Source organism: Chryseobacterium sp. LJ668, assembly GCF_019613955.1.
Taxonomy (GTDB): Bacteria; Bacteroidota; Bacteroidia; order Flavobacteriales; family Weeksellaceae; genus Chryseobacterium.
Genome location: NZ_CP080443.1, coordinates 2,245,902 through 2,258,335 on the forward strand (window position 1 = coordinate 2,245,902; position 12,434 = coordinate 2,258,335).

At 34.8% G+C, this 12,434-nt stretch carries 12 protein-coding genes and 1 pseudogene; 10 read left to right on the top strand and 3 right to left on the bottom strand.

Annotated elements, in window-relative coordinates; all coding sequences use genetic code 11:
- Positions 1-71: 71 nt before the first annotated feature.
- The 4 genes and pseudogenes from lptB to K0U91_RS10545 all read left to right on the top strand — a co-directional run.
- Positions 72-797: pseudogene (lptB, locus tag K0U91_RS10530) on the top strand (LPS export ABC transporter ATP-binding protein); the annotation flags it as partial.
- 508 nt (positions 798-1,305) lie between these two features.
- On the top strand, positions 1,306-3,036 hold the full coding sequence (locus K0U91_RS10535; protein WP_220179971.1) for an ABC transporter ATP-binding protein: 1,731 nt from the start codon (positions 1,306-1,308) through the stop codon (positions 3,034-3,036).
- On the top strand, positions 3,026-3,466 hold the full coding sequence (locus K0U91_RS10540) for a peptidoglycan DD-metalloendopeptidase family protein (protein ID WP_220179593.1): 441 nt from the start codon (positions 3,026-3,028) through the stop codon (positions 3,464-3,466). The genes K0U91_RS10535 and K0U91_RS10540 overlap by 11 nt, the downstream gene beginning before the upstream one ends.
- Positions 3,467-4,426 carry a helix-turn-helix transcriptional regulator gene (locus K0U91_RS10545; protein ID WP_220179594.1) on the top strand — a complete coding sequence of 320 codons (960 nt, stop codon included), beginning with the start codon at positions 3,467-3,469 and terminating at the stop codon, positions 4,424-4,426.
- Positions 4,427-4,466: 40 nt separating this feature from the next.
- On the opposite strand, the gene K0U91_RS10550 is transcribed toward K0U91_RS10545, so the two are convergent.
- Positions 4,467-4,961 carry a DinB family protein gene (locus tag K0U91_RS10550; RefSeq protein WP_220179595.1) on the bottom strand — a complete coding sequence of 165 codons (495 nt, stop codon included), beginning with the start codon at positions 4,959-4,961 and terminating at the stop codon, positions 4,467-4,469.
- A 460-nt stretch (positions 4,962-5,421) separates the two neighbouring features.
- Between K0U91_RS10550 and K0U91_RS10555 the strand changes: the two genes are divergently transcribed.
- The 4 genes from K0U91_RS10555 to K0U91_RS10570 all read left to right on the top strand — a co-directional run bounded on the left by K0U91_RS10555 (position 5,422) and on the right by K0U91_RS10570 (position 8,768).
- Positions 5,422-5,991 (top strand): cob(I)yrinic acid a,c-diamide adenosyltransferase, encoded by a 570-nt coding sequence (locus K0U91_RS10555; protein WP_220179596.1) that lies wholly within the window; start codon positions 5,422-5,424, stop codon positions 5,989-5,991.
- Position 5,992: 1 nt separating this feature from the next.
- On the top strand, positions 5,993-6,631 hold the full coding sequence (locus tag K0U91_RS10560; protein WP_220179597.1) for a tetratricopeptide repeat protein: 639 nt from the start codon (positions 5,993-5,995) through the stop codon (positions 6,629-6,631).
- Positions 6,628-7,257 (top strand): thiamine diphosphokinase, encoded by a 630-nt coding sequence (locus tag K0U91_RS10565; protein WP_220179598.1) that lies wholly within the window; start codon positions 6,628-6,630, stop codon positions 7,255-7,257. The genes K0U91_RS10560 and K0U91_RS10565 overlap by 4 nt, the downstream gene beginning before the upstream one ends.
- Positions 7,258-7,376: 119 nt before the next feature.
- Positions 7,377-8,768: a type III PLP-dependent enzyme domain-containing protein gene (locus K0U91_RS10570; protein ID WP_220179599.1), complete on the top strand. Its 1,392-nt coding sequence runs from the start codon at positions 7,377-7,379 to the stop codon at positions 8,766-8,768.
- 139 nt (positions 8,769-8,907) lie between these two features.
- Here K0U91_RS10570 and K0U91_RS10575 read toward each other — a convergent pair whose 3' ends face one another.
- Positions 8,908-9,720: a tetratricopeptide repeat protein gene (locus tag K0U91_RS10575; RefSeq protein ID WP_220179600.1), complete on the bottom strand. Its 813-nt coding sequence runs from the start codon at positions 9,718-9,720 to the stop codon at positions 8,908-8,910.
- A gap of 71 nt (positions 9,721-9,791) precedes the next feature.
- The gene (locus K0U91_RS10580; RefSeq protein WP_220179601.1) at positions 9,792-10,451 is read right to left on the bottom strand and encodes an HAD family hydrolase; all 660 of its coding nucleotides are present in this window, start codon (positions 10,449-10,451) and stop codon (positions 9,792-9,794) included.
- Positions 10,452-10,652: 201 nt separating this feature from the next.
- On the opposite strand from K0U91_RS10580, the gene speB reads away from it, so the two are divergent.
- Both speB and K0U91_RS10590 read left to right on the top strand, forming a co-directional pair.
- The gene (gene speB / locus K0U91_RS10585; protein WP_219971344.1) at positions 10,653-11,504 is read left to right on the top strand and encodes an agmatinase; all 852 of its coding nucleotides are present in this window, start codon (positions 10,653-10,655) and stop codon (positions 11,502-11,504) included.
- A gap of 68 nt (positions 11,505-11,572) precedes the next feature.
- Entirely contained in the window at positions 11,573-12,433 is an 861-nt protein-coding gene (locus K0U91_RS10590; protein WP_220179602.1) for a bifunctional helix-turn-helix domain-containing protein/methylated-DNA--[protein]-cysteine S-methyltransferase, read from the top strand.
- The last annotated feature ends 1 nt before the right edge of the window (position 12,434 follow it).

The following is a 12,434-nucleotide window of genomic DNA, read 5'->3' on the forward strand; positions in this document are numbered from 1 at the left end:
AAATATCATAAAACTGAAACAACCACTTTTAATCTCAAATTTAAATTCGAAAAAACTTTATCTTTGCCTTTATGATTTTACGAGGAGAAAATTTAATCAAAGAATACGGTCCCAAAAAAGTTGTAAAAGGTGTTTCTGTAGAAGTTCAGCAGGGAGAAATTGTAGGTTTGCTTGGTCCGAACGGAGCCGGTAAAACCACTTCATTTTACATGATCGTAGGTTTGGTAAAGCCCACATCAGGTAAAATTTTCCTCGACAAGCAGGAAATCACCACCGATGCGATGTACCGAAGAGCTCAGAAAGGAATTGGTTATCTCGCCCAGGAAGCTTCCGTTTTCAGAAAGCTTTCGGTAGAAGATAATATTATGGGCGTTCTGCAATTGACCAAGCTTTCTAAACGTGAGCAGCAGATCAAATGTGATGAGCTGATCGAAGAATTCTCATTACAACACGTCAGAAAAAACCGTGGAGATTTACTTTCCGGTGGAGAAAGACGTAGAACAGAGATCGCACGATGTTTGGCAACAAGTCCGAATTTTATACTTTTAGATGAGCCATTTGCTGGCGTAGACCCGATCGCCGTGGAAGACATTCAGAAAATTGTACGAAGCCTTACCGATAAAAATATTGGAATTCTGATTACCGATCACAATGTACAGCAGACTTTGGCTATTACCAACAAAACATACATCATGTTTGAAGGTAAGATTTTAAAGGAAGGTTTACCGGAAGAACTGGCCAATGATCCGCAGGTAAGAGAAGCGTATTTGGGCGAAAATTTTGTGTATCAGAGCATTTTTGATAAGCCGAGCATGAAAAAACACGCATACAACATCTGGGCAGGAAATTTTGATTCTAAATCTCAGTTTCAAAGTTTTGTGGATGAAAATTTTTCTCAGTTTGATGATTTGAGATTGATGCACGGATTTGAAGATATTAGTTTTGCCTCATTGGGTAATTCAGAAATTCAGCATATTTTCAATGATGTTGTTGATAAAAATGCTAATAATGCTTTCGTTTTTCAGAGAAAAGAAATCAATTCTCAATATCCTTTTGAACAGGCAGAAGCAGAATCGAAAGCAGCGAGTAAACCTGAACTGCATTATTTGACGACTTATCTATACGAAGGATAAAATTTAAAATTAAAGCAAATTATTTGCTGAAAAATATAATAAAACGTACCTTTTCTCTCAGAAACGGTACGTTTATTCTTAACACCCATTCATGGCAAAACCTTTTAATCGCACAGTGACTTTATTCGGAATTTACAAACAGTTGATTCCCTTTATCAAGCCATATCGCCTGATGATTTACGGAACTTTATTTTTAACTTTCCTGGGTGCCTTAGCTGCACAGGTCAATCCATTAGTTTTGAAATATACAGTAGATGAAGTGACAAAACTCACGCATCTGCCGAACCCGATGAATGAAGGAATACATATTCTAATCGTTATTTCTGTTATTTTATTAGGAAAAGAGCTCCTGAATATTTTTATCAATTTCGGACAGAAATTTTATGGCGAAAAAATCAGGATTAATGTGAGTTCGGTTTTGGCACAGTCGGCGATTGATAAAATTTTAACATACCGCGTTGCTTATTTTAATGATGAAAATCATGACTCCGGAAAGCTACAAATCAGAATAGACAGAGGCATTGAAAGCTTGACGAAATTGGTTCAAAACTTTTTTATCGATATTCTTCCGTTATTTTCAAATGCATTTATTGCCTTGATTATCATGTACATGCAGAATGTTTACGTAGGAATTGTTTCTACCATCATCGTCCCTATTTATTTTTATATCAGTTCGTTACAGGCGAAAAAACTGGGCGGAGTGAGAAGGACTTTAAGAAATCAGCGTGAGAAGAAAACGTCGGGGCTTTTAAATTTAATCAACTCAATTATGGTGATTAAAAGTTTTGTCCGCGAAAAATTTGAAGGAAAAAAACAGTATGATCTCCAAATGCAGTTGATGGATAGCCAGATGTTTACCAGGAAAACCAATTTTATTTATGACGGATTAAAAACCTTTATAGAGCAGTTCGGTGTAGTTCTCATTATTCTTTTAACGGTTTATCTGGTTTTGGACCAGCAAATGACCATCGGTGCGATCATGCTCCACATCATGCTTTTTAATAATGTTTCTTCACCTATTAGACAATTGCACAGAATTTATGATGATATGAATGATGCGATGATCTATGCAGAAGGATATTTTGATATTTTGGACGCCGAAAATGAAGAAGAACCCAATGGAACTTTTACAGAGAATAAAATCATAGGAAATTTTGAATTAAAAAATGTAAACTTTACCTATCCAAATGGTACAAAAGCGTTAAACGATGTTTCTATGTTAATAGAGAACGGTAAAACTACCGCTTTAGTCGGGTTGAGCGGCGCCGGAAAATCTACAGTGATCAATCTTTTATGTAAATTCTATCTTCCGGATTCGGGCGAAATTACGCTTGATAAAATCGATTTAAATGCATATGAAAATACCTTTCTGCGTAGCGATTTAGGATTGGTTTTGCAGAAAAACCATATTTTTCAGGGAAGTATTGAAGACAATATCCGTTACGGAAATATGAACGCAAGTTTTGAAGAGATTCAGGAGGCTGCCAAAAAAGCCTACCTGCATGAACAGATTATTGAGCTTCCCGAACAGTATAATCACGATGCAACCCAGCTTTCTGGCGGACAGCAGCAACGTATTGCAATCGCAAGATTATTTCTGAAAAATCCACCGATTATTTTCCTGGATGAACCCACTGCAAGTCTCGACGCTATCGCCACAGAACAGATTAAAAACTCACTGGATGCAATAAAATCGGGAAGAACAGTTGTCATTATCTCACATTCGCTTTCGCAGATTTTAGATTCAGATAAAATTTATGTAATGAAAAAAGGGCATGTCGTCGAGAGCGGAACGCATGACGAACTCTTCAAAAAAAACGGAACGTATAGAGAAATTTTTGATGCTTCAGCAAGAAGCTTAAATTTGGATCGTTTAATGAAAACGTATAAAGATGAAAACTAAACTTTTAATGATAATATTTTCATTTTTAAACTGTTGGGTTTTCTCTCAATATCGTTGTCCAATGAATAGTGGGACAATTATTTTATTTCAGCCAAAACCAGATTTTCATCCCTATGATCATCCAGATGAAACTAGAGACAGAATACAATCAAAAAATAATCAGGTTATAAGTGTTTCTAGTGGAAAAGTTATAAAAATTATTCAGTCAGATTCAGATTATTCAATAATTATAAAAAGCAGTAGCGATAACTTTTTTGTTTACTCAAATTTATCTAACACTTTATTTAAAGAGAATGATTCAGTAGAAAAAGATCAATTACTTGGATTGGCTATTTACGATAAATATTATGCTTCATATGTAATGGATTTTCAATTTTGGAAAAAAGATGAATCAGTTAAAGTTGATCTAAAATGTTCAAATCCTGATTAGATGAACGATCATTATCTGAAAAAACTAGACCGCGTTACAGCAATTCTCACCCAGCTGCAGTCGAAACCGATTGTCAGAGCACAGGATTTGGCTGAAAAATTTGAAGTAAGTGTCAGAACAATCTATCGTGATGTAAAGACATTGGAAAACGCAGGAATTCCCATTGTTGGTGAAGCGGGAAGTGGTTATTCTCTGATGGATGGCTACAAACTCCCCCCCGTGATGTTTACCAAAGAAGAGGTTTTAAGTTTTATTACAGCTGAAAAACTGATGCAGAAATTTTCACATCAAAGTCTGGGAAACCATTACCAGACCGCCATGGAAAAAGTACGTTCTGTGCTGAAATATTCTGACAGAAATTTAATTCAAAACATCGAAAAACAGATTGATATTTACAATTACTATCCTAAAACAGAGGATAAAATTAAAAATATCATTCCCACTATTTTAGAAAGTATTGCCGAAAAGCGTCAGTTGACTTTAGAATATGGAACTGCAGATTCTAAAATTTCAGAGCGAACCGTTGAAGTAGTCGGGGTCTTTTTTGAGTTCAATTTTTGGTACATTATGGCTTTTTGTACCTTGAGGAATGATTTCAGGCAATTCAGAGTCGACAGGATTTTAAAAATCATTAAAACTCAAAATCCTTTTTTACAGGAATACGGACAGATCAACGATTACCGCAGACATGGGAATGGTAATAAAACTAAAGTAAGGCTTTTAGTGGATAAGAAAATTATCTCACATCTCACCAATTCTAAAAAATATTACGGTTTAATCGAAGAAATTGATACAGAAAACGGCGTTGAAATGATTTTTGAAACCGATTGGATCATTGAAGGGTTTCCTAGATGGCTAATTACTTTTGCAGATTATGCCGAGATTCTCGAGCCAGAATCTTTAAAAATTACAATGAGAGATCTGCTCAATGATATATCAATCAATATCAATAAAGCCTGACAATTATCGTCAGGCTTTTATTTTATTCAAAAATTATCCGTTAGAATCTTTCCCAGAAAAATGGTGGATCAATTCCCAAAGCTCTCAGGTAAACAAATCCTTGTCCACGATGATGAATTTCATTATCAACGAAATAAAGAATATTTTGATATACAGGGAATTCATATTGCCCAAATAAATTAAAAGTCTCCTGAAATCTTTCCTCAGAAATTTTATTGAAATAATGGTTGATCACTTCCGTTTCTTCATCCCATTTTGCCAGAATATCTTCTTTTGTTTTCGGTTGGAAAGCTTCTTCAGAAAATGCTTCGACCTGCGCTTCTACAATCCCCTTCAAAGCCGGACCGCCGATGCTGATGAGCTCAACGGCTAATTTCGCAAAAGGTCTCATCTTGCCTATCGAAAACTCAAATAAATCTTTTTCCGGGAACATTTCAATCACTCTTCTGGTCAGATTTCTGTGTCCTTGCCAATGTTCTAACAATTGTGCTGCACTGATAAACTGTGTCGTTGCTGTCGTCGTTGTAGTTGTCATAATTTTGTTTTAAATTGTTAATCTTACAACAAAGATAATTTGGGCTTGTGACAACAGTTTGTCAGTAGGATTTAAGTATTTGAAAATTTATTTTAATCAATAAAATAATTATACATTCTTCACGTTAGATGGATATCTTGTATGCAATGTTTTAAATGCAACTATGTAGAGGTAGATAAATAATTTTGAAATTGGACCAATCCTAAAGGGTTGGTCTTTTTATTAGCCAGTTTTTTCAGAAGCTTTATCCGGCTATCCACTATATCTTTTTTGCAACGATCACATCCTTAAGTATCGGGATTCGGTGATTGCAAAAAAGGATGTCGCTTCTATCCGGGCTAGAAAGTCGGGTTTTTTCAGAATATTTAGGGTTTTCATTCTTTATTTTTGTAAAATAAACTAATTTAGTCATATCAAATCGCCATGATTGCATATGGCTTTAAGACAATGAAATTTACATATGAAAATTTATACCAAAACAGGAGATAAAGGGCAGACCGCTTTGTACGGTGGAACGCGTGTTTCAAAGGCCAGTGCAAGAGTAGAAAGTTACGGAAATATCGATGAGCTAAACTCGTTTATCGGAATCGCAAAAAGTCAAATTACAGATAATGAGGTTTTAAGGCAACTTAAAAAAATTCAGTTTGATTTGTTTACAGTCGGTTCAGAAGCCGCGACTCCCGTTGATAAACTGATGCTTGCCAACGGAAAATCACGACTTACACTGATCATTTCTGATCTTGAAATTGAAGAACTTGAAAACTGGATGGATGCTTTTGAAGAAACATTAGAGCCGTTACAATATTTCATCCTTCCCGGCGGCGGAAAGTCTGCAACATTTTTGCATGCAGCCAGAACGATTTGCAGAAGAGCAGAACGGTCGTTGGTTTTTTTAAACGAATCTGAAGAAGTACGCCCAGAATTGATAAAATATTTAAACAGACTTTCAGACTATCTTTTTGTTTTAGCAAGATATATTTCAAAAATTAACAACGAGCCGGAAGAATACTGGAATCCCAATGAGAGATAAAATGAAAAACATATTTCTACTCTTCCTACTTTTGTTGTCCCACTCAGCATTTTGTCAGGATATTACGGTTTATCTTGATGAGGGAAACGAATTGATATCAAAAAATAAATTTTCAAATGCTGAAAATACTTTCAGAAAAGGTCTGAAGGAAGATCCCGAAAATCCGATCTTGAAATCACAACTCGCTTTGACGTTGATCAATCAGAATAAAAATGATGAAGCAGAAAAAGTACTGGGTGAGATTTTAGTTAATCAGCCAGAATTCATAGCTGCACTTTGGTATGGCGGAATCAATAATTTCACCAAAAGCAAACCCGATTTAAGAAAAGCCATATACTATTTTGAGAAAGCTTATCATTTACTTGATCCGAATTCACCACAATATTTTGCAGTAAATTATTATATCGGGAGATCTTACAGAAAGCTTTTATATTTGGAAGGTCTTACGTATCAGGAAGTTGACCGTATGCTAGAAACGTATAAAAAATATGTAGAATTACAATCTAATGCGGAAGATAGTATAGACGCAAAAAGTTTTATAAAAAAAGTTGAAGAGAAAAGACCCGGCAAAAATGTTGGAAAATGGATCATTACTACGCAGCAGAATATTGAAGAGATAATTAATAAAACTACAAAATGAGCACAAAAGTTTTGTTATTTATCAACGGTGACGCTCCAAAATCTTTTCCTGATCCGGAAAATTATGATTTAATCGCCTGTACAGATGGTGCTTTCCATTATTTGAAACAGCTGAATTTTCCTTTAGAAAATCTTGATTTCATTTCAGGTGATTTCGATTCGCATTCAGGTTCGGATGAGAATGTTTACAAAGATAAATTTATTTATACACCTGATCAGGATAAGACAGATTTTCATAAAGCTCTGGAAATCATTTCAGAAAAAGGCTTTACTCATATTGACGTTCTGGGCGGAAGCGGAGGTGAGCAGGATCATTTTTTAGGGAATCTGACTGTTGCCTTTTCGTTCAAAGAAAAATTAAGCATAAAATTTTATGATGAATTTTCAGAATATTTTTTTATACCGAAAACTTTTGTTTTAAAAAACGTAAAAAATAAACTCGCTTCATTATATCCTTTTCCAACCGCTGTAAATGTAACTACACAAGGACTAAATTGGCCCTTAACCAATGAAAATCTGAGTATTACCTCAAGAATTGGAACGCGAAATTTTGCCATTGAAGATGATGTTTTTATAGAATATGAAGAAGGTGACCTGCTGATATTTATCGGATCAAAATATCTCTGAAAATTCCATAGATGACACCGATTGTAGTAATTTCTAATCTGTCGAAACTTTAAGGAAATTTAAAACTAAAAAATCAAAGTTTTTTAGCAATTTTGCATTCTTAATTCACTTGTCAGAAAATGAAAATAAAATACTCGGAACTTATTGATCAGACATTGTATTTCCCTACGGAAGAATTCAATGTTTCTGAGAACAATTTGTCTTTTCACGACATTCCTTTGATGGAAGTTATTGAAAAGTTTGGAACGCCTCTTAAGGTAAGTTACCTCCCGAAGATCTCTCAGAATATTCAGAAAGCAAAAAGCTGGTTCAAAGAAGCTTTTGAGAAAATCGATTACAAAAAAAACTACACATACTGTTACTGCACAAAATCAAGCCATTTTAAATTTGTTATTGAAGAGGCTTTGAGGAACGATATATCGATCGAAACGTCTTCAGCATATGATATGGATATCGTAAAATCACTTTACAATGAGGGTAAAGTAGATAAGAATATCGAAGTGATCTGCAATGGTTTCAAAACGGATGATTATCTGGCGAAAATTTCAGATATGATCAACAGCGGTTTTGAAAACATCACCCCAATTCTTGATAATTACCGCGAACTGGATAAATTAACGGAAAGCATCGACACCACTTTCGATATCGGAATCAGAATCGCTTCTGAGGAAGAGCCTAAATTTGAATTTTATACCTCAAGATTAGGAATCGGATATAAAGATATCATCCCATATTACAGTCAGAAAATCGCTGAGCATCCCAATGCAAGGTTAAAAATGCTTCACTTTTTCATCAATACCGGGATCAAAGACACTGCGTATTATTGGAATGAATTGTATAAATGTCTTCGCGTGTATGCACGTTTGAAGAAAATCGCCCCGGAAGTGAATTCACTGAATATCGGTGGTGGTTTCCCGATTAAAACTTCTTTGAATTTTGATTACGATTACCAATATATGGTTGAAGAAATCGTTTCTCAGATCAAAAAATTCTGTGAAGAAGAAGGAGTAGAAGAACCGAATATTTATACAGAATTCGGAAGCTTTACCGTAGGGGAAAGCGGTGCCAATTTATATAAAATCATTTCTCAGAAACGCCAGAATGACAGAGAAAAATGGAATATGATCGATTCATCTTTCATGACAACGCTTCCAGATACTTGGGCGATTTCAAGACACTTCATCATGCTTCCTTTAAACCGTTGGGAAGATTCTTACGAAAGAGTTTTCTTGGGCGGATTAACCTGTGATTCAGATGATTATTACAATTCTGAACAACATACCAACGCAATTTATTTACCTGTTTTCAGCGATACAAAACCTTTATACATTGGGTTTTTCCACACCGGAGCATATCAGGAAACAATTGGCGGTTATGGTGGAGTTCATCACTGTTTAATGCCGCAACCAAGGCATATTCTGATTCAGAAAGATGAAAATGGAGAGTTCCAATATGAAATTTTCAGAGAACGTCAAGGCCCGGATGATATTTTGAAAATTTTGGGTTATTAATCTATTGTTAACATCAAAAAAATTAAACTATTTACTGATTTTGATGAAATAAAAATATCTGTATGACATTTAAAAAAGTCCGTTTCATTATCGTTGAAACGGACTTTTTTTTAAAAATTTTTTATTAATGCATTAAAATTTATAATGATGTACATTTTGCCTTTTCAATAACATCATCAATTTCATTATTACCCAATTTTTTAACTTTTAAAAAACAATCACAGGCTTTTTCTCTTTTACCTGATGTTAATAAAACTTCACCTTTTTGGTACAATACAAGCACATCATCAGGATTATAAGTTAAAGCTCTGTCAAAATCATTTATTGCTAAATCATATTTTTTTGATAGTGCATATGCGGTTCCTCTGTTACCAAAACCTTTGTGGCTTGGTTTTATTTTTAGAGAGGCAGAAAGATCATTAATGGCTTTTTCATAATTTCCCATCCTAAGGTAGACATATCCTCTGTTCAGATACGCAGAATAATCATTAGGAAGATGTTTTAGGGAGAAATCAGCATCAGCAATGGCTTCATTGTACATTTCCATCACTGCTTTTATACCTGCCCTTTCATTGTACAATTGATAATCATCAGGTTTTTTTTCGATTGAACTGTTGTAAAATTCTAACGCTTTGGGAAATTGCCCTGTTGAGGCATAAAAACGTGCAAAACTAATGTGTATTTTATTATCAGAAGGATTTAAATTAAATGAAGATTCTAAATCTGCTTTTGCTTCCTGTATTTTTTCCAGATACAGATAAGAAAGACCTCGATAATTATATGCCGTTGATAATTCTTCTTTTTTATTAATAGACTCTGTATAATAAAAAATGGCTTTTTCATAATTGCCTTTATCAAATTCTTTATCCGCAAGTTTAAAACTTTGCTGAGCTTTTAAAAAAATTAGATTGCAAATCAAAATAATCATTGAAAACAATATCTTCTTCGTCATTTTTAATTAATTATACTATTTAAATTTACAATTAATAAACGAATTAAAATATCCCTAAACATATATTAAATCTAAAAATATTTCGAAATTTTATCAACTTCCAATTCAGTGTAATCTGAAACCACCATATTAGCCAAGCTGTAATCCTGATTGTGCGTATGAAAACTTTTATATGCGGCACAGAAAATATTCGCATGATGCGCTGCTAAAATTCCGTTGGTAGAATCTTCAATAACCATGCAGTTTTCAATCGGTTCGTTTGCCATTTTTGCTGCCAGCTGAAAAATTTCGGGATGAGGTTTTGATTCTTTTAAATCTGCACCGCTTATTTTTCCGCTAAAATATTTTTCCAGCCCGAATTTTTCAAAAACCATATTGATGGTCGTCATACTTGCGGAAGAAGCGACGATTAATTTTATCCCGTTTTCATAATAATGCTCGATTAATTTTCTCACGCCGGGGATTAGATCAAAATCTTCATCATTGTAAAAATAATCTTTGAAATGGGTTCTTTTAATATCCGTAATATCCTCGTGAGTGTGAGAAAGATTAAATTCACTGATTAAAGTTTCACAAACTCTCTTGGTAGAAGCTCCCGTAAAAGAAGTATAAAGTTCTTCAGAAACCTCGATTTCAAGTTGATTAAATGTTTTAAAATAAGCTTTCCTGTGCAGCGGTTCTGTATCAACAATGACCCCATCCATATCGAAAAGCACAGCTTGTAAAGACATACGTTTAATTTTGGTGCAAAGGTAATGATTTACCCCGGAAGCCTCAAAAAGTAAATATGGTCCTAAAAATTAGAATATTTAATTTTATTGTTATAAAACTTCCCGCTTCCGTCATACGACTTCCAGCTATCTCCTAACTTCTTCTTATCTTTGCCAAGGATATTTTATTCTTTAAATCATTTAATTTTTTAATCATAAACTATGAAAACATACGCAGGAATTCCTGAAGAAAATGCTTCGTTAGAAAATTCAAAAGTTGTTTTGGTAACGGTACCTTATGACGGAACATCAACCTGGGGAAAAGGAGCAGATAAAGGTCCGGAATTGTTCCTTGACGCTTCTGAAAACATGGAATTGTACGATATTGAAACAGGAACAGAACCTTATTTGGAAGGTGTTTATTTAGCAGGAGAAATTTCAGAGAATTCTACACCTGAAGCAATGACAGAATCGGTTTATCAGAAAACGAAAGAGCTTTTGGCAACAGATAAATTGTTCACGCTTTTTGGTGGAGAGCATTCAGTTTCTATAGGTTCAATCCGTGCAGTGGGAGAAAAGTTTGAAAATTTGACCGTTCTTCAGTTGGATGCACATACAGACCTTCGCCCGGAGTTTCATGGTTCCACTTCTAATCATGCGTGTGCGGTTTTTGAAGCTAATCAGAAGCATAATTTAGTGCAGGTGGGAATTCGTTCTATGGATGTTGAAGAGGTAGAATATTTACCGGAAGGAAGAGTGTTTTTTGCACATGAAATTGCCAATAATGAAAACTGGGTGAATGATGTCTTAGAAAAAGTTTCCGGGAATGTGTATATCACAATTGATTTGGATGCATTTGATCCATCAATTGCTCCATCAACCGGAACTCCGGAACCGGGTGGTTTGCAATGGTACCCGACTTTGGAATTGCTTAGAAAAGTTTTCGAAAAATGTAATGTTGTTGCTTTTGACATTGTGGAATTGATGGATTCTGCGAATTCAAAACCAAGCGCATTCTTAGCTGCCAAATTGTATTATAAAATGCTAGCTTATTATCACATCAACAGAAACTAAAATTCCGCAGGAAACGGATTTTTTCTTTCGGTTTTTCTTTGGAAATTTGTGATACAAAATAAATGAGAATGTCTACACAAGACGAAATAGATTATCACAGAATTGCCAAAGCGATTGATTTTATTCAAAGCAATTTTAAGCTTCAGCCCAATTTGGATGAGGTGGCAGAGAACGTCAGTCTGAGCCCGGCACATTTTCAGAAAATATTCACCGATTGGGCAGGAACAAGTCCGAAGAAATTTTTGCAGTTCATTAGTCTTGAGCATGCGAAAAGTTTATTAAAAGAAGAAAAAGCCACGCTGTTTGATGCAGCTTTAGAAACTGGACTTTCAAGTACAAGCAGATTGCACGATTTGTTCGTGAAAATTGAAGGAATGTCGCCTGCAGAATATAAAAACGGCGGTAAAAATTTACAGATCAATTACAGTTTTTCCGAAAGTCCGTTTGGGAATATTATTACCGCTTCCACAGAAAAGGGGATCTGTTACATGGCTTTCGAAGAGGCTAAAGAATATGCATTGAGAGATTTAATGAATAAATTTCCCAATGCATCTTTCTTTGAAAAACTGGATGAGTTTCAGCAAAATGCATTGTCGATTTTCACCAAAGACTGGTCAAAACTTAACACGATAAAACTGCATCTTAAAGGAACAGATTTTCAGCTCAAAGTATGGGAAAGCTTATTAACTATCCCTATGGGAAAATTATCCACATATGGTAATTTAGCCGGTAAAATAGGAAATTCGAAAGCTTCAAGAGCAGTAGGAACAGCAATTGGCAGTAATCCGGTTGCATTCCTGATTCCGTGTCATCGGGTGATACAGTCTTCAGGAAAAATTGGCGGCTATATGTGGGGAAGTGACAGGAAACAGATGATTATTGGCTGGGAAAGTTCTAGAGTTTATGGTGATTCTTTAAACACGAAGTAAT